This is a genomic window from Streptomyces sp. 142MFCol3.1 (assembly GCF_000424945.1).
Taxonomy (GTDB): domain Bacteria; phylum Actinomycetota; class Actinomycetes; order Streptomycetales; family Streptomycetaceae; genus Streptomyces; species Streptomyces siamensis.
The window spans coordinates 51161-68379 of record NZ_AUKV01000024.1; the positions used below are offsets into that span (position 1 = coordinate 51161).

Here is a 17219-nt window from a genome sequence, read left to right on the forward strand (position 1 = left end):
GTGTGCCCCGGCGCCGCGCCGGCCCGGGCGCCACGACGCCCCCGGGCCGGGCCGGGGGGCCGTCAGCTCTTCTCGAAGCGGAAGCCGACGCCTCGCACCGTCGCGATGTAGCGAGGGTTCGCCGCGTCGTCCCCGAGCTTCTTGCGCAGCCAGGAGATGTGCATGTCGAGCGTCTTGGTGGAGGACCACCAGGTGGTGTCCCAGACCTCGCGCATGAGCTGGTCGCGGGTGACGACCCGTCCGGCGTCCCGCACCAGCACCCGCAGGAGGTCGAACTCCTTTGCCGTGAGCTGGAGTTCCTCGTCACCCATCCAGGCGCGGTGCGACTCGACGTCGATGCGCACGCCGTGCGTGGCGGGCGGCTGCTGGGGCTCGGCCGCGCCGCGCCGCAGCAGCGCCCGTACCCGGGCGAGGAGTTCGGCGAGCCGGAACGGCTTGGTGACGTAGTCGTCGGCGCCCGCGTCGAGACCGACGACCGTGTCGACCTCGTCGGCACGCGCGGTCAGGATCAGGATCGGGACGGTGTGGCCCTCGGCGCGCAGCCTGCGCGCCACCTCCAGGCCGTCCATGCCGGGCAGCCCGAGGTCGAGCACGACCAGGTCGACGCCACCCTGCATTCCGGCGTCCAGCGCGGTGGGTCCGTCCTCGCGCACTTCGACCTCGTAACCCTCCCGGCGCAGGGCGCGGGCCAGCGGCTCCGAGATGGACGCGTCGTCCTCGGCGAGCAGTACACGGGTCATGGGGTGATGGTAGTCCGCCGCGGACGACAGCCGTGTGGTGATCGGCCTCCGCAATTCACACCCTCCAACAGGGGGATTCTTACCTGTGGCTGTGGGATGCGATCCTGGTGACCACCTTCGAATGAGTGTCCGCGGTTCCGGGTTCACCTGTGATCCATCTCTCAAGTCCTTCCAAATGCGGCATTGACATGTCGTATGGTGACCAGAACGCCTGTAGCACCACACGGGGACCTTTGGCGAGAGATTCACGCTGAAGGTCTCTTTTGTGTGCGGGCTGGTGTTCGCCAGCCTTGAAAGGAATGACCTGTGGCCGGGCCCGAACGCGCCGTTGCGTGAAGGGCGTGGATCCCGGTGGTCGCCGTCCGCCGCTTCGCCATCCGGAGCGGACTCCCCCTGGGCGTGGGGGTGGATGACGTGCTCCGCCGGTGCCGGCAGCCCCCCACCGGGCGCGCAACGCTCATGCCGCGCGTCCCGACCAGCAAGGAACGACCATGGCGTCCAGCCTGACGAAGGACTCGGTCCGCCCGGGCACCCCCGGTTCCGAGAAGACCTTCTTCGGCCACCCCCGCGGACTGGCCACTCTCTTCATGACCGAGATGTGGGAGCGTTTCTCCTACTACGGCATGAGGGCACTTCTCCCGCTGTACCTGGTCGCGCCGGGCGGCCTCCACCTGAGCGCGACCACCGCGACCGCGATCTACTCGGTGTACCTGTCGCTCGTGTACCTGCTCGCGCTCCCGGGCGGCTGGTTCGCGGACCGCGTCCTCGGCCCCCGCAAGACCGTCGCCCTCGCGGGCGGGGTCATCATGCTGGGTCACCTGACGCTGGCACTGCCGACAGCAGGCACCTTCTACGCCGGGCTCGGCCTGGTGGCGATCGGTTCCGGCCTGCTGAAGGCCAACATCTCCACGATGGTCGGCCACCTCTACGACGGCCCGGACGACCCGCGCCGTGACGGCGGCTTCACCCTCTTCTACATCGGCATCAACGTCGGTGCCTTCGCCGCCCCGCTGGTCATCGGCACCATCGGCGAGAACGTGAACTGGCACCTCGGCTTCGCCCTCGCCGCGCTCGGCATGGCCCTCGGCCTCGTCCAGTACCTGCTCGGCGGCCGTCACCTGAGCGAGCGCTCCAGCGAGGTCCCCACACCGCTGTCCGCCGAGGAGAAGGCCGCGACCCTGCGCAAGGCCGCGCTGTGGGCCGGTGTCGCCGTGGTCTTCTACGCGATCGTCGGTTTCTCCGGCCACTACACGCTGAACTGGCTGCTGGTCCCGATCACCGTCGCCGGTCTGCTCATCCCGATCCTGGTCATCGCGCGCATCAAGCGCGACAAGAGCCTCGACCGCGTCGAGCAGTCGAAGATGTCGGCGTACATCTGGTTCTTCGTCGCCGCGGCCGTCTTCTGGATGATCTACGACCAGGGCGGCTCGACCCTGTCGATCTTCGCCGACTCCTCGGCCAAGAACAGCGTCTTCGGCTGGGAGTTCCCGGTCTCCTGGTACCAGTCCGTGAACCCGGTTCTGATCATGGCGCTGGCTCCGGTCTTCGCCTGGCTGTGGCTGGCGCTGAACCGCCGCGGCAAGGAGCCGAGCACGGCGGTGAAGTTCGCCTCCGGTCTGATCCTGATCGGTGCCTCGTTCTTCCTCTTCCTGGCGCCGCTGGCGATCGCGGACGGCGGTCACAAGGCCGCCGCCATGTGGCTGGTCGCGATCTACTTCGTGCAGACCGTCGGTGAGCTGACCGTCTCCCCGGTCGGCCTCTCCGTCACCACGAAGATGGCGCCCGCGAAGTACGCCTCCCAGATGATGGGTGTCTGGTTCCTGGCCGTCACCGCCGGTGACGCCACCACCGGTCTGCTCTCCATCGCCGGCGTCGACCTCAACATGACGGGCATCGTCGCCCTGCAGGCCGCGCTCGCCGTGGCCGCCGGTCTCGCCGTCTGGATGTACCGCAAGAAGGTCAAGGAGCTCATGGGCGACGTCCACTGACGGAACCCGCCTCCACATGCCGAGGGGCCGTCGCACCGACCGGTGCGACGGCCCCTCGGTGTTGCGGCCCAGCCGCGGGACGGCTGCCGGGCGGCGACGGTCCGTCAGCCGCCCGCCCTGCGTCCCGGCAGGAAGGTGAAGACCGCTCCACCCAGCAGGACGACCGTCCCGGCGACCAGGCCGAGGGCCTTGAGCGCCCCGTGGCTGTCGGAGCCGGTCTCCGCGAGACCCCCGCCGGACGCCGTGCCGCCGGAGCCCGAGGCGGCGGACCCGCCGCCCGCGGCCCCGCTCGCCTGCTCCGTGGTGTCCAGCGTCAGGGAGACCTCGGACTTCGTCGGGGTGCAGGTCGTCGTCGTACCGAGGGCCTTCACCGTCAGTACGCCCGGGGAGAGAGTGGAGCTGCCGCTCGCCCCCGGCTTGTAGGTGCCGGTGAGGTCGGGGATCTCGATCGGGTCGCCCGACTTGATCGCCTTGGCGTTGGTGGGCCCCTCGACGTGCACGGTGCCCTTGTCCGACCCGCCCAGGACCACCTCCATCGACGGCTTGACCGAGTCGGCCGGGATGTCGGCGGGGCTGTCCATCACGGACTTCTTGAACTGCACGGTGAGGTCGAAACTCCCGCCGTCCTTCTTGGCGTTGATCTGCACGGGAGAGGTGGCGTTCTTGTCTCCGATGGGCGTCTTGCACGCGTAGGGGACGGAGACCTCCTTGCCCGTGAAGTCCGACTGGCCGCCGCCGTCACCGCCGGTGGTGGATCCCCCGGTGTCGCTGCCGTCGCTCTCACCGGCGCTCGGGGACGGGGTCGCCGAGCCGGTGGGCAGTGTGGGCAGCCCGGTCGGGAGGGTCGGTGTCACCGTGGGCAGACCGCCCGTCGTGCCGCCGGTGTCTCCCCCGCTGCCCGTCACCTTGATGGTCGCCGCGGGTTTCACCGTCTCCTTCGGCGTGCACTTCGTGTCGGTGGACAGCGGTTTGCTGACGTTGATGTTGTACGCGTCGGGGGTCAGCGTGAGGTCTCCGGCCGCGGTGAGTTTCAGCTTTCCGGTCATGTCGGACAGCTTCATGTCGCTGTTCTTGGGGATCGCCGGGTTGGACCGCGGCCCCTCCATGGCGATGTCGGCGGTCTGCGCGCCGGCCGCCTTCAGCGTGCCGGTCGGCTTGACCGTGTCCTTGTCGAGGTCGAGGACGTCCGGGTTCTTGGAGGCCGCCTGGACGAACTTCCAGGTGATGGTGACCTCGTCGCCGACCTTCGCCTCGGCGGGCGCGGTGACCTCGACCTTCGTGGTGCCCTCGACCGGGGGCAGCCCGGAGATCGAGGGCGGGATGCACTCCGTCTTGTACGACACCTCGGCGGCCTGTGCCGGGGCCGCGGCCACACCCAGCAGGATGCCCGCGCCGCCGAGCATCAGCGCGACCCCGGCCGCGCTCACTCTCCGCCCCGGTCCCGGTGCCACTCTCCGTTGCTCGCTCACGTATGTCCCTTCCTCGTCTGACTCGTGCGAGTCGTCGGGCTGTTGTCCTGCGGTGCGGAGAGCTGACCGTTCGCCGCGGTTTCCGGACCGTCGTCCGGGGTGAACCACGGCAGGGTCGGGTTCGTGGAGTTCGAGGACGCCGTCGGCGCCGTGCGGCGCTTCGGCGCCTTCCGGGTCTTCGGTGCCGCCGGCCGCCCGGGGGCCGCGCCGTCGGAGGCCGGGGGCAGCGCCGGCCGCGGCAGGCGCAGGGCGAGTCCGGGAAGCCTCGGAACCCGGCGGCGGGCCCGCCCGGTCGACCTGCGCGGCCGTACCCGGTCCACCACGGCCATCCCGGCACGGAACACGGCGGCCGGGACGACGAGGCAGAGCAGGATCCAGAAGACGGTCACGCCCCAGGGGCGGCCCACGCCCCACGGCTGTTCGGCGAGCACCTTGCCGCCGTACCTGAGCGAGACGCTGTAGTCGCCGTGCGCCCCGGCGGACAGTTCGACCGGGAGCTTGATCTGCGCCTTCCGGCCGGGCGCGATCGTGCCGCGCCACTGCTGCTCCTCCCACTGCGGCGCGAACACGCCGTGGGAGGTGCCGACCTGGAAGAGGGGATTCCGCACGGGGGCGGTGCCGACGTTGCCGACGGTGAAGACGAGGGTGCGGGAGGGCGGTGAGCCGAACCAGGTGAGCAGGCCGTCGGACCCGTCGAGCCGGGTGTCCGTGAGCACCGACAGGCGGCCGCCGCTCTCCTCCTTCGGCAACGGCTCGACCGAGTGCCCGGCCACCATGAAGATCGCGTCCGCCTCGGCCTTCTCGCCGGTGACGGTGGCGACGTGCACCACGCACGGGCACGGTCTCGGCGGCTCGGCGACCGGCAGCCGCTTGCTGAAGTCGCCCTTCGCGTCGGTGGTGACGGCCCGGCCGTCGGCGTTGGCGCAGGAGTTGGTGCCGCCGATCACGCCTCGGGACGGCACAGACTGACCGCAGATCAGCATCATCAGCAGCGCCTTGGGGCGCCACCCGCTGCCGGTCACGGTGATCGAACCGCCGGTCCCCGCCTGCGAGGCGGACAGCCGCACGCCCGGCTTCCCGTCGGCGGCCACGGCGGCCGTTCCCGCCGCCGGGACCAGGACGAGCGCGAGCGCCGCGCCCAGCGCCGCCATCCGCACCTTGACGCTCACGACACCGCTCCCGTCAGTTCGACTTCCGCACACGGCTCTTCGCTCGCCCCGCCGCGGCCCGTCCCGCGACGGGTGCGGCGCCGTACGACGACGAGGGCGCCCACCGCCGCGAGGGCGCCCGCCACCACGGCCACCGGGCCCCACGGCACGAACCGCACCGACGTGGTCGAGGTGTCGCGTGCGCCGCCCGCGGCCGTCACGGTCAGCCGGACGTCGACCGAGTCCAGCGCCGGCGGGTCGTGCCACGGCTCGCTGAGCGTGACGCGGCGGCCCGGCAGGAGTTCGACGGGCAGGGCGCGCGGAGCACGGTCGAGGAGCCGGCCGAGGACGCCTTCGGCGTGGACCGCCAGGCTCGGAGCGAGGACGGTGGTGCCGCGGTTGACCAGCTCGTACGAGATCCGGTCGTGGCGCACGGTGACGTGCTCGACGGTGAGCGCCGCCAGCGTCGGTCCGCCGACGCGCAGGTGGACGCGGACCGCCGAGGACCGTCCGCCGGCACTCGCGACGATCGCGCCGGGGTGGTCGCCGGGCGTGGCCCCCGCGGGAACGCTCACGGTGAACGGCACGTCGGCGCGGGTGCGGGCCGGGACCCGCACCACGACCGTGCGCACCCCGGCCCGCCGGCCGGTGTCGGCGGGGTCGTCGGCGGGGCGGTCGCCGGTCCCGGTCTCCCGCGCGAAGCCGATCCACGCGCCGGTGTCCGACGACCTGCTCCGCACGGTGAAGGCGCCGTCCGCGGTGTTGTCGGCGTCCGCGCCGCGCAGCCGGACGGTGAGCGGCTCCGGGCCCCGGTTCAGCACGGACACGGAGTCCTGGAGCACGGCGCCGGCGGCTCCCTCCGCGTAGACGTAGGGGCGGGCGCCGGCCGGGTCAGCCGTGCTCGTGGCCGGCACCACGGACCAGCCGTCGGCCCCGTGGGCCGCGGTCGCGGGTGCCGCGACCGACAGCGCCAGGGTCAGGCCCAGCGCACGGGCGGCGAAGAGTGCGTACGGCATCGGTGGCTCCCTGGGGCTTCGGGCGTGCGAGGCGTCAGCGGCGTACCGCCTGATGCCTGCGCGTGAGCCACAGGACGCCGGCCGCGCCCGCGAGCAGCACCGTGCCGCCGAGGGTGCCGAGGGCGATCGCCGAGTCCTCGGGGCCGGTCTGCGGGAGCTCGCCGCCGGAGTCCGAACCGGCCTGGCTCTGGCCGGAACCCGACGAGCCCGAGCCGCCGCCCGCGGCCGTGACGTCGAGGGTCAGGGAGGGCTTGGGGTGGTTCGAGGGGGTGCACGTGGTGGTCGTTCCGAGGGCCTTGATGGTGAGCACGCCCGCGGTGAAGGTGACCTTGCCGGACTTCTTCGGCGTGTACGTGCCGCTCAAGTCGCTGATCTTTATGGGGGTGTTGGCGGGGATCGCCGCCGCGTTGGCGGGCCCGCTCACCGCCACCGTTCCGCTGTCCGCGCCGCCCACCTCGATGACGGCGCTCGGGCTCATCGCCCCCTTGCCCAGCTCCACGGGGCTGGAGGAGACGCCCTTCTGCCAGGACATCGTGAGCTTGTAGCCGCTGCCGCTCTTGACGCTCTTGATGTCGATGGGCGAGACGGCGCTCTTGTCACCGATCGGCGTCTTGCACTGGTAGTCGACGTTCACCACGGCGGCCTGGGCTGCGGGGGCGGCCATCAGCACCGCCGAGCCGGCCAGGGCCGCGGCGGACGCGAGCGCGGCGGTTCGTTTCTGGTACGTCCGGTACGACACCTCGAAGTCCCTCCGTCGCCGAGATTTACTGACGGCACATCAGATCGGGCGCTCAAAGTACGCCCGGGGTCTTGCGGAGGGAAGACAAAGTGCGCCCCGGATCTGAGGAGATCCGGCACGCACGCGGCGACATGCGATGAAGGGTTCGAACCGCCGGTAACCCCAGTTGCCGGGGCGAGAGGGACGCGAGGCGGCGGGTGCGCGAGGGCGCGGCGCGCCGTGGGCGGCGGATGTCCGCCCGCCGGGCGCACGCCGGGCGAGACGCGGAACGGCGGATGTCCGCCCGCCGGGCGCACGCCGGGCGAGACGCGGAACACGGCGGATGTCCGCCGGGCGCGAGCCGGGCGGGGGCAGCGGGTGTACAGACGCCGGGCGCACGCCGCACGAGGCCGTGCGGCGGCTCCGCGAGGGCTACGCGGGGGCCCCGAGCTCCGCCCACACGGTCTTGCCCGCTACACCCGGGGTCCGCACGACCCCCCAGTCGAGGCACAGCCGCTGCACGATGAACATGCCGTGGCCGCCGGGACGCCCGGCGCGGTGCGGGGTGCGGGGCGCGGGCTGACCGTTGCCCCGGTCGGAGACCTCGATGCGCAGCACCTTGTTGTCGCAGCTGATCCTGAGTTCGTCCGGACCCTCGGCGTGCAGGCAGGCGTTGGTGACGAGTTCGGAGACGACCAGCAGGACGTCCTCGGCGGCGGCCCGCCGGTCGGCGCCCGACGCGGGCAGCCAGCCCCACGCGTACAGCGCCTGGCGCGCGAAGTCGCGGGCGAGCGGCACCACGCCGCTCGCGCCGTCGAAGTTCAGCCTGCGGGCCTGGCGATCGACGGAGGGGACGGCCGCGACGACCGGGGGCGCGCCGTCTCCGGGCGCGAAGCCGCCCGCGGACGCCCCGGAAGCGCCGCCGTCGCCCGACTCCGGGCCGCGGTCGCCCGGCGGGTAAGGCCGGGTGGTGCTCATCAGCGCTTCACCTCACCGATTCACCGGTTCACAATTCAAGACTCGGTACGTTTTCAGGTCTCAGTACGTGCGGATCGAACTTGTGGATCAAACGTGCGGACCGACGGCGTGTGCACCGCCGCTCCGCTCCCGCCACCGGCACATGTGCTGCCGACACGTTCAGGATGTCTCCTGCCCGACCGAACCGTGCGAACACCCACCTATTCGGCGCGGAACGCGTGACGCGGGTAACGCATCGGTCACTGAGGGGCAACTGGGGCACAACCTCGAGGCGGGAGGCCTGGGGAACGGGGCGATCAGCCGGCGAGGGCGGCTTCGAGCGTCTCGTGGACGGTGAAGACGGCCTCGGCCCCGGTGATCTCGAAGACCCGGGCGACCACGGGCTGCATCGCCGCCAGATGGACCCCACCGCCCGCGGCCTCGGCCTTCAGCCGGGCTCCGAGCAGCACATTGAGTCCGGTCGAATCACAGAACTCAAGGCGTGAGCAGTCGACGACCAACCGTGAGTACCCCTTTTCGAGGCACTTCTCGAGTGGCTCACGCAACAACTCGGCCGTGTGGTGATCCAACTCACCCGCGGGAGTCACGACGGCACTTGAGCCCTCTTCCCGCACCTCGACAAGAAGCCGGCCCGACTGTGCGCTGCCGACCGTCCCGCGGTCCATGCCGTCTCTCTCCCGAGTGTCGTGACTGCTGAAATCTGCACTTGAACACTACGCCTTCCCTACGACCCCCGACACCCGAACAACCCCCCGGAAACGGACATTTCACCGCGAATCATACTTGCGGTGACCTTGCGAAAGCGGGTAGGGCTAGTAGAGACACGTATTCGACACGGCCGGCTTTGGAGGCGCCGCACACCGCAGTGCACGTATTGGCTTCGGCGGCCATATGCCGAGAACGATGGAGGACATCATGTCACCCCGGCTCGACGCATCGCAGACCCAGACGGCGACGTCGACACCTTCTCTGGACCTTCCGGAGCGCCTCGAAAGGACCGGTGGCCCCGATTCGGCCGCCGAAACCCACGAGTTCGACGGTTTCGACGCCCTCGCCGGACTTCCTGAGATCCCCCCGTACGACGAGGTGGGGCCGGTGGACGCACGGGCTCTGTCCAAAACGCTCTTCCAGCGGCTCGAGTCCCTCGAAGAGGGCACCCACGAGCACGCCTACGTACGCAACACGCTCGTCGAACTGAACCTCGCGCTGGTGAAGTTCGCCGCCTCCCGTTTCCGCTCGCGCAGCGAGCCGATGGAGGACATCATCCAGGTCGGCACCATCGGCCTGATCAAGGCGATCGACCGCTTCGAGCTGAGCCGCGGCGTCGAGTTCCCCACCTTCGCCATGCCGACGATCATCGGCGAGATCAAGCGCTTCTTCCGGGACACGTCGTGGTCCGTGCGGGTGCCGCGCAGGCTCCAGGAACTCCGCCTGGACCTCGCGAAGGCGGGCGACGAACTCGCCCAGCAGCTGGACCGCGCCCCGACCGTGGGTGAACTCGCCGGGCGCCTCGGCATCAGCAACGACGAGGTCGTCGAGGGCATGGCCGCCTCGAACGCGTACACGGCCAGTTCGCTGGACGCCCAGCCCGAGGAGGACGACTCCGAGGGCGCGCTCGCGGACCGCATCGGCTACGAGGACCACGGGCTCGAAGGCATCGAGTACGTCGAGTCCCTGAAGCCCCTGATCGCCGAACTCCCGCCGCGCGACCGGAAGATCCTCTCGCTGCGCTTCGTCGCCAACATGACCCAGTCCGAGATCGGCGACGAGCTCGGCATCTCCCAGATGCACGTCTCCCGGCTGCTGTCCCGCACGCTGGTGCGGCTGCGCAAGGGGCTGACCGTCGAGGAATGACCTCCCCCGCCCTCGCCCGGCCGACCGCGTCCCACCGGTCGGCGTCCGGCTGAGCGGCGTCCGGCCGGCTGTGTCCGGTACCCGATCGCCCGGGTACCGGACACAGCCGGTTCCGGGCCCGCCCGCCCCGAGGCCGTCGTGCCCGCCGCCCGGCGCCGCCTGCGACCGCCGCGGTCACGGCTTGGCATCAAGCCGAGTTACCCCCGGAAACCCCTTTTCCCGCCGGATCGCCTCCACCACTATGGCCCCCCGTACCCGCCGGTAGGTCTGGGCTTCGGCGGGCGGGCCGAGGGGATGCGAGGAGGCACGGGAATGGCTGGGGCCGGCCGGACCGACGCTGAGGACACCGGGGACGAGACCGGAGGCGAGGGCATGTTCGCCACCGTCTCCGACGCGCAGCTCACCGAACTGCTGCGCGCGGACACCCCGACCGCGTATCCGGCGCTGCGCGAACTGCGCCTGCGCCACCGGCCCGCGGTCCACGCCTACGCCCGCATGTGCACCGCGGGCGAGGCCGCCGCCCGCCAGCTGACCGCGCAGGCCTTCGCGCTCGCCGCCCGCGACACCGCCCTCGGCAGCGAACCGCGCGGACCGTGGCGCCATCAGCTCCTGCTCCTCGTGGGACGGGTGGCCGCCTCCTGGGCCACCGGGGAACGCGCGAGCCGCCTCGACCCCGACCTCCTCGGGCGGCTCCTGCACGCCGGTCCCGGCGGCCCCGTCCCGCCGATGCTCGACGCCTTCGAGTCGCTGCCGACCCGCGTCCAGGGCCTCGTCTGGTACGGCGTCGTCGACGAGGAACCCGACGAGCGGACCGCGACGCTCCTCGGCATCACCCCGCAGGACGTGACCTACGGGCGCGGGCCTGCCTTCAAGGCCCTGCGCCAGGCCTGTCTGAAGACCCGCCTCGCCCGCTCCGGCAACCCGCGCTGCCAGGACTTCCGGCGACTGATCGAGGAGGCCGCGCACCCCGAGAGCCCCCGCTACAGCGCCGACCTGCACGCCCACATGGCGCACTGCGGCCACTGCGCCGCCGCGTACGAGGAGCTGGGCGCTCTGCGCGACACCCCGCGCGAGGCCCTGGCGGAGGGGCTGCTGCCGTGGGGCGGTGCCGCTCTCGTGGGGCGCGGCCTCGGCGAGCCCCGGACCGCGCCCGCCGGGCGGGGTGGCTGGGCCGGACTGCCCTCACGCCGCTTCGTGCTGGTCTCCGCCGCGCTCGGCGTCGCGGCGGCGCCGCTGCTGCTGCTGTTCCTGCTGACGGCCGGCGGCTCGGATCCCGCGCCCACGGCCGGAACGGTCCGCACCCCCGAGGCGCCGCCCCCCGTGACGGTGACCGCGACGGTCTCCGCGTCCGCGTCGCCGTCCGCCACCTCCCGGCGCCCCAGCAGGACGCCGGCGCCCTCGCCGACCGCGAAACCGTCGAAGACGCCCGCCAGGACGCCGAAGCCGTCGCCGACACGCAGCGCCTCCCGTCCGCCGGACGGCACCTTCGCCCAGGTGGTGAACGTCGGCTCCGGCCGGTGCCTGGACATCCGCGACGGCGACCTGGACCGCGGCACGGACGTGATCACGGCCCGCTGCACCTCGTCGCCCACCCAGATGTGGCGCGTCGACACCGACCGCGACGTCCTCCAGTCGTACGCCGACCCGGACTACTGCCTCGACAGCCGCGGCGACACCGACCGGGGCGTCGGCATCTGGGAGTGCGACTCGGTCTACGGCTCCCACGGCCAGAACCTGCGCTTCAGCGTAGACGGCGACGGCGTGATCCGGCCCGCCGTCGCCCCGGACCACGCGGTCACCCCGGACGGCTACGGCCTCGCGCTCCTCACCGCCGGGGGAGGCGAGGACCAGCGCTGGCGCGCCGGGGCGACGGCTACGTGACCGGGACCCCGCGCCGCCATACGCGCGACACCAGCGGGACGCCCGGCCGGTAGGCCAGGTGCACATGGCTCGGGGCGTCGAGCAGGGCAAGGTCGGCGAAGGCGCCCGGGGTGAGGCGGCCGACGTCGTCACGGCGCAGGGCCGCCGCCCCGCCCGCCGTCGCCGACCAGAGCGCCTCGTCCGGGGTCATCCGCATGTCGCGCACGGCCAGGGCGATGCAGAAGGGCACGGACGACGTGAAGGACGAGCCCGGGTTGCAGTCCGTGGACAGGGCGACGGTGACCCCCGCGTCCAGGATGCGGCGGGCGTCGGGCCATTCGGCGCGGGTGGAGAACTCGGCGCCGGGCAGCAGCGTGGCCACGGTCCGGCTGTTGGCCAGGGCGTCCACGTCGGCGTCCGTCAGATGCGTGCAGTGGTCCGCGCTCGCCGCGTCCAGTTCCACGGCGAGCTGGACGCCGGGGCCGTAGGAGAGCTGGTTGGCGTGGACGCGCGGGTGCAGGCCCTTCGCCTTGCCCGCGGTGAGGATCGCGCGCGCCTGGTCGCCGTCGAAGGCGCCCTTCTCGCAGAACACGTCGACCCAACGGGCGTACGGGGCGCAGGCGTCGAGCATCTCGCCGGTGACCAGGGCCACGTACCCGGCCGGATCGTCCGCGTGGTCCGGCGGGACGATGTGCGCGCCGAGATAGGTGACCTCGTCGGTGTGCGCCGCCGCGATGCGCAGGGCCCGTGCCTCGTCCTCGACGGTCAGGCCGTAGCCCGACTTCGTCTCGAACGTGGTCGTGCCCTGGCGCAGGGCCTCGGCCAGGTAGTACGTGAGGTTGCGCTCCAGGGCCGCGTCGTCCGCGGCGCGGGTCGCGGCGACGGTGGTGCGGATGCCGCCCGCCGTGTAACCGCGGCCCGACATGCGGGCGTTGAACTCCTCGGTGCGGTCGCCCGCGAAGACGAGGTGCGAGTGGGAGTCGACGAAGCCGGGGATGACGGCCCGGCCCCCGGCGTCGACCCGGTTGTCGGCGGCGGGCGCCTTGTCCGACGCACCGGTCCACGCGACGCGGTCGCCGTCGATGACCACGGCCGCGTCCCGGATCAGGCCCAGGGGCGACCCGTCACCGCGGGAGGGGTCGTTGGTGACCAGGCTTGCGATGTTCGTGATGACGGTGGTGCTGCTCATGGCGTCCTCAGGGGTGGCGGGACTGCGGGTGGGCATCAGGCGCGCAGGGCTTCGACGGCGTCCGCGAGCGCGGTCGGCACGTCCGGCACGAGCGTGTGCGCCCCGTCCCGTACGACGTGCCGGCCGGCCACGACCGTATGGCGTACGTCGGCAGCTGTCGCGGCGAACACGGCCGTCTCGGCGCCGAGGCGCGGCAGGGGTCCCGCTGTTCTGACCGTGTCGAGGGCGATCGTGGTGAAGTCGGCGGGCGCGCCCGCTTCGAGGATGCCGGCGTCGTCCCAGCCGAGGGCCGCGTGACCGTCGGCGGAGGCGGCGCGCAGCAGGGCGGCCGCCGTCCAGTGACCGCGGGTCCGGGTGCGCAGGCGCTCGTTCAGCTCCATAGCGCGGGCCTCTTCGAGCAGGTCGATGACGGCGTGGCTGTCGGAGCCCAGGGACAGGGGCGAGCCGGCCCGCTGGAGGGCGACGGCCGGCCCGATGCCGTCCGCCAGGTCGCGTTCGGTGGTCGGGCACATGCAGGTGCCGGTGCCCGAACCGCCGATCAGGGCGATGTCCTCGTCCGTGAGGTGCGTGTTGTGGACGCCGGTCGTGCGCGGCCCCAGGACTCCGTGGTCGGCGAGGAGCCGCGTGGGCGTGCGGCCGTGCGCTTGCCGGCAGGCCTCGTTCTCCGCCGTCTGCTCGGACAGGTGGACGTGCAGCGGGGCCCTCCGTTCCCCGGCCCAGCGCGCCACGGTCGACAGCTGGTCCGCGGGCACGGCCCGTACGGAGTGGACGGCGGCACCGATCCGTGCGTGCTCCCGGTCCTTGAGCAGCGAGGCGCGCTGCGCCCAGGCGTCGGCCGTGCCGTCCGAGAAGCGCCGCTGATGCGCGTTGGGCGGCTGTCCGAAACCGGAGGAGAGGTAGGCCGTGTCGAGGAGGGTGATGCGGATCCCGGCCTCCCGCGCGGCCTCGATCAGCGCTTCGCCCATCGCGTTCGGGTCGGCGTACGGGGTGCCGTCGGGTGCGTGGTGCACGTAGTGGAACTCGCCGACCGCGGTGACGCCCGCGAGCGCCATCTCCGCGTACACCGCGCGGGCGAGCGCGCGGTAGGTGTCCGGCGTCAGCCGGTCGGCGAAGGAGTACATGACCTCGCGCCAGGTCCAGAAGGTCCCGGAGCCGACCTGGACGGTGCCGCGCAAGGCCCGGTGGAAGGCGTGCGAGTGGGCGTTGGCGAGTCCGGGGAGGGTCAGTCCGCGCAGGATCTCGGCGCCCGGCGGCGGGGTCTCGGCTCCGGCGCGGACCGCGGTGATGCGGCCGTCCCGTACGTCCAGGGCGACGCCCGGCTCGACGTGGGTGTCGAGCCAGGCGTGTTCCAGCCAGTACGTCTGCGTCACCTGCAGGCCAGCCCTTCGAGTACGTCGGCGAGTGCGGTCACCCCGGCCACGCAGTCGTCCTCGGCGGCGTGCTCGGCCGGGGAGTGCGAGACGCCCGTGGGGTTGCGTACGAACAGCATGGCGGTCGGGACGGTGCCGGAGAGGATTCCGGCGTCGTGTCCGGCACCCGTACCCAGGACGGGGACGGTGAGGTCCGTCTCCTTGCCCAGGATGCGCGCGAGTTCGTCGCGCAGCGCGTGCTCGAACTCCACGACGGGGGTGAACGACTCGCGGACGACGTCGAGTTCGATGCCGTGCGCCTCGGCGTACTCGCGGGCCGCCTTCTCGATGCCGGTGACGACGGTGTCGAGGGTCGGCTGGTCGGCGGCCCGGGAGTCGAGCCAGCCGCGGACGAGGGAGGGGATCGCGTTCACGCCGTTCGGCTCGACGGAGATCTTCCCGAAGGTGGCGACGGCGCCGGCGAGTTCCGCCTCGCGACGGGCGGCGAGCACGGTCTCGGCGTAGGACATCATCGGGTCGCGGCGGTCCACGAGCCGGGTCGTGCCCGCGTGGTTGGCCTCGCCGCGGAAGTCGAACCGCCACCGCCCGTGCGGCCAGATGGCGCTGGCGATGCCGACCCGGTCGCCGCTCAGGTCGAGGGCGCGGCCCTGTTCGACGTGCAGCTCGACGAAGGCGCCGATCCGGGCGAGCCGCTCGGGGTCGGGCCCGATCGTGGCGGGGTCGTACCCGGCCCGTTCCATGGCCTGCGGCAGGGTCACCCCGTCCGCGTCGGTGAGCCGGTGGGCCTGTTCGACGGTCAGCTGTCCGGCCGCGAGCCGGGAGCCGACGCAGGCGAGCCCGAACCGGGCGCCCTCCTCGTCACCGAAGTTGACGACGGCCACGGGCCTGGTGAACCGGACGCCCCGCGCGCGGAGTTCGTCGAGCGCGGCGAAGGAGGACACGACACCGAGGGGCCCGTCGAAGGCGCCTCCGTCGGGGACCGAGTCCAGGTGCGATCCGGTGACCACGGCGTCCTGCCCGGCGGGGTCGCCGAGCCAGGCCCACTGGTTGCCGTTCCGGTCGAGCTCGTAGGTGAGGCCGCGGGTCTCGGCCTGGTCCTTGAACCAGGCCCGGCAGTCGCCGTCGGCACCGGTCCAGGCGAACCGGCGGTATCCGCCGGAGGCGGAGCTGCGGCCGACCGGCAGCAGCTCCGCCCACATGCTCCGAAAGCTCACGCCTCGCCGCCCTCACGCATCGGCACGCGCACGCCGCGCTCGTCGGCGACCGACTCGGCGATGTCGTAACCGGCGTCGACGTGCCGGATGACGCCCATGCCGGGGTCGTTCGTCAGGACCCGGCGGATCTTCTCGCCGGCCAGCTTCGTGCCGTCGGCGACGGAGACCTGGCCCGCGTGGATGGACCGGCCCATGCCGACGCCGCCGCCGTGGTGGATGGAGACCCAGGAGGCGCCGGAGGCGACGTTCACCATGGCGTTCAGCAGCGGCCAGTCGGCGATCGCGTCGGAGCCGTCGAGCATGGCCTCCGTCTCGCGGTACGGGGAGGCGACGGAACCGCAGTCGAGGTGGTCGCGGCCGATGGCCAGCGGTGCCTGGAGCTCGCCGCTCGCGACCATGTCGTTGAACCGCTCGCCGGCCTTGTCGCGCTCGCCGTAGCCGAGCCAGCAGATGCGGGCGGGCAGACCCTGGAAGTGGACGCGCTCGCCGGCCATCTTGATCCAGCGGTGCAGGGACTCGTTCTCCGGGAAGAGGTCGAGGATCGCCTTGTCGGTCTTGGCGATGTCGGAGGCCTCGCCGGACAGGGCCGCCCAGCGGAAGGGGCCCTTGCCCTCGCAGAAGAGCGGGCGGATGTAGGCGGGGACGAAGCCGGGGAAGGCGAACGCCCGGTCGTACCCGGCGAGCTGGGCCTCGCCGCGGATCGAGTTGCCGTAGTCGAAGACCTCCGCGCCGGCGTCCATGAAGCCGACCATCGCCTCGACGTGCTTGGCCATCGACTCGCGGGCGCGGGCGGTGAAGCCGGCCGGGTCCTTGGCGGCCGCGTCGGCCATGTCGTCGAAGTCGATGCCGACGGGGAGGTAGGCGAGCGGGTCGTGGGCCGAGGTCTGGTCGGTCACGATGTCGATGGGGGCGCCCTCGGCGAGCATGCGGGGCAGCAGCTCCGCCGCGTTGCCGAGCAGGCCGATGGAGAGCGGCTTGCGCTGGTCGCGGGCCTCGGTGGCCAGCTGGAGAGCGTGCTCCAGGGAGTCGGCCCTCACGTCGAGGTAGCGATGCTCGATGCGGCGCTCGATCGCGCGCGGGTCGCAGTCGACGCAGATCGCGACACCGTCGTTCATCGTCACGGCGAGCGGCTGGGCGCCGCCCATGCCGCCGAGGCCGGCGGTCAGGGTGATGGTGCCCGCGAGCGTGCCGCCGAACTTCTTCGCGGCGACGGCGGCGAAGGTCTCGTAGGTGCCCTGGAGGATGCCCTGGGTGCCGATGTAGATCCAGGAGCCGGCCGTCATCTGGCCGTACATGGTGAGGCCGAGGGCCTCCAGGCGCCGGAACTCCTCCCAGTTCGCCCAGTCGCCGACCAGGTTGGAGTTGGCGATGAGGACGCGCGGGGCCCACTCGTGGGTCTGCATGACGCCGACGGGACGGCCGGACTGGACGAGCATCGTCTCGTCCTGCTTCAGGGTCCGCAGCGTGCGGACCATGGCGTCGAAGGAGCGCCAGTCACGGGCGGCCTTGCCGGTGCCGCCGTAGACGACGAGCTTGTCGGGGTGCTCGGCGACCTCGGGGTCGAGGTTGTTCTGCAGCATCCGCAGGGCGGCTTCCTGCTGCCATCCCAGGGCGCTCAGTTCCGTACCGCGCGGCGCTCGGACGGGGCGGGGTCCTGACATGGGCTGCCTCCTGT

At 72.4% G+C, this 17219-nt stretch carries 14 protein-coding genes; 3 read left to right on the forward strand and 11 right to left on the reverse strand.

Annotated elements, in window-relative coordinates:
- Positions 1-62 precede the first annotated feature (62 nt).
- Positions 63-740, reverse strand: a complete 678-nt coding sequence (locus H305_RS0130885) for a response regulator transcription factor (protein ID WP_018566970.1) — start codon at positions 738-740, stop codon at positions 63-65.
- A gap of 491 nt (positions 741-1231) precedes the next feature.
- Between H305_RS0130885 and H305_RS0130890 the strand changes: the two genes are divergently transcribed.
- Positions 1232-2728 carry an oligopeptide:H+ symporter gene (locus H305_RS0130890; protein WP_028803857.1) on the forward strand — a complete coding sequence of 499 codons (1497 nt, stop codon included), beginning with the start codon at positions 1232-1234 and terminating at the stop codon, positions 2726-2728.
- Positions 2729-2832: 104 nt separating this feature from the next.
- Here H305_RS0130890 and H305_RS0130895 read toward each other — a convergent pair whose 3' ends face one another.
- The 6 genes from H305_RS0130895 to H305_RS0130920 all read right to left on the reverse strand — a co-directional run bounded on the left by H305_RS0130895 (position 2833) and on the right by H305_RS0130920 (position 8722).
- Positions 2833-4131, reverse strand: a complete 1299-nt coding sequence (locus tag H305_RS0130895; RefSeq protein WP_037765922.1) for a hypothetical protein — start codon at positions 4129-4131, stop codon at positions 2833-2835.
- A 62-nt stretch (positions 4132-4193) separates the two neighbouring features.
- The gene (locus H305_RS0130900; protein ID WP_037765925.1) at positions 4194-5348 is read right to left on the reverse strand and encodes a hypothetical protein; all 1155 of its coding nucleotides are present in this window, start codon (positions 5346-5348) and stop codon (positions 4194-4196) included.
- A 14-nt stretch (positions 5349-5362) separates the two neighbouring features.
- Entirely contained in the window at positions 5363-6361 is a 999-nt protein-coding gene (locus tag H305_RS0130905; RefSeq protein ID WP_028803860.1) for a hypothetical protein, read from the reverse strand.
- Positions 6362-6395: 34 nt separating this feature from the next.
- On the reverse strand, positions 6396-7100 hold the full coding sequence (locus H305_RS0130910; RefSeq protein ID WP_028803861.1) for an LPXTG cell wall anchor domain-containing protein: 705 nt from the start codon (positions 7098-7100) through the stop codon (positions 6396-6398).
- Between the two features lie 411 nt (positions 7101-7511).
- Entirely contained in the window at positions 7512-8057 is a 546-nt protein-coding gene (locus tag H305_RS0130915; RefSeq protein ID WP_028803862.1) for an ATP-binding protein, read from the reverse strand.
- Between the two features lie 296 nt (positions 8058-8353).
- Positions 8354-8722, reverse strand: a complete 369-nt coding sequence (locus H305_RS0130920) for an STAS domain-containing protein (RefSeq protein WP_028803863.1) — start codon at positions 8720-8722, stop codon at positions 8354-8356.
- 250 nt (positions 8723-8972) lie between these two features.
- On the opposite strand from H305_RS0130920, the gene H305_RS0130925 reads away from it, so the two are divergent.
- Positions 8973-9911 carry an RNA polymerase sigma factor SigF gene (locus H305_RS0130925; RefSeq protein ID WP_037765928.1) on the forward strand — a complete coding sequence of 313 codons (939 nt, stop codon included), beginning with the start codon at positions 8973-8975 and terminating at the stop codon, positions 9909-9911.
- A gap of 312 nt (positions 9912-10223) precedes the next feature.
- Entirely contained in the window at positions 10224-11792 is a 1569-nt protein-coding gene (locus tag H305_RS0130930) for an RICIN domain-containing protein (protein ID WP_037765901.1), read from the forward strand.
- Here the strand turns inward: H305_RS0130930 and hutI are convergent.
- The 4 genes from hutI to hutU are packed head-to-tail and all read right to left on the reverse strand — an operon-like array spanning position 11785 to position 17205.
- On the reverse strand, positions 11785-12996 hold the full coding sequence (hutI, locus tag H305_RS0130935) for an imidazolonepropionase (RefSeq protein WP_051371134.1): 1212 nt from the start codon (positions 12994-12996) through the stop codon (positions 11785-11787). The two genes, H305_RS0130930 and hutI, sit on opposite strands and share 8 nt — an antisense overlap.
- On the reverse strand, positions 12996-14336 hold the full coding sequence (locus H305_RS0130940; protein ID WP_028803919.1) for a formimidoylglutamate deiminase: 1341 nt from the start codon (positions 14334-14336) through the stop codon (positions 12996-12998). Before H305_RS0130940 ends, hutI begins: the two co-directional genes overlap by 1 nt.
- Complete coding sequence (locus tag H305_RS0130945) at positions 14327-15544, reverse strand: allantoate amidohydrolase (RefSeq protein WP_028803867.1); 1218 nt, start codon at positions 15542-15544, stop codon at positions 14327-14329. Before H305_RS0130945 ends, H305_RS0130940 begins: the two co-directional genes overlap by 10 nt.
- Positions 15541-17205, reverse strand: coding sequence for a urocanate hydratase (gene hutU, locus H305_RS0130950; RefSeq protein ID WP_028803868.1), 1665 nt, complete (start codon positions 17203-17205; stop codon positions 15541-15543). Before hutU ends, H305_RS0130945 begins: the two co-directional genes overlap by 4 nt.
- Between the last annotated feature and the right edge of the window lie 14 nt (positions 17206-17219).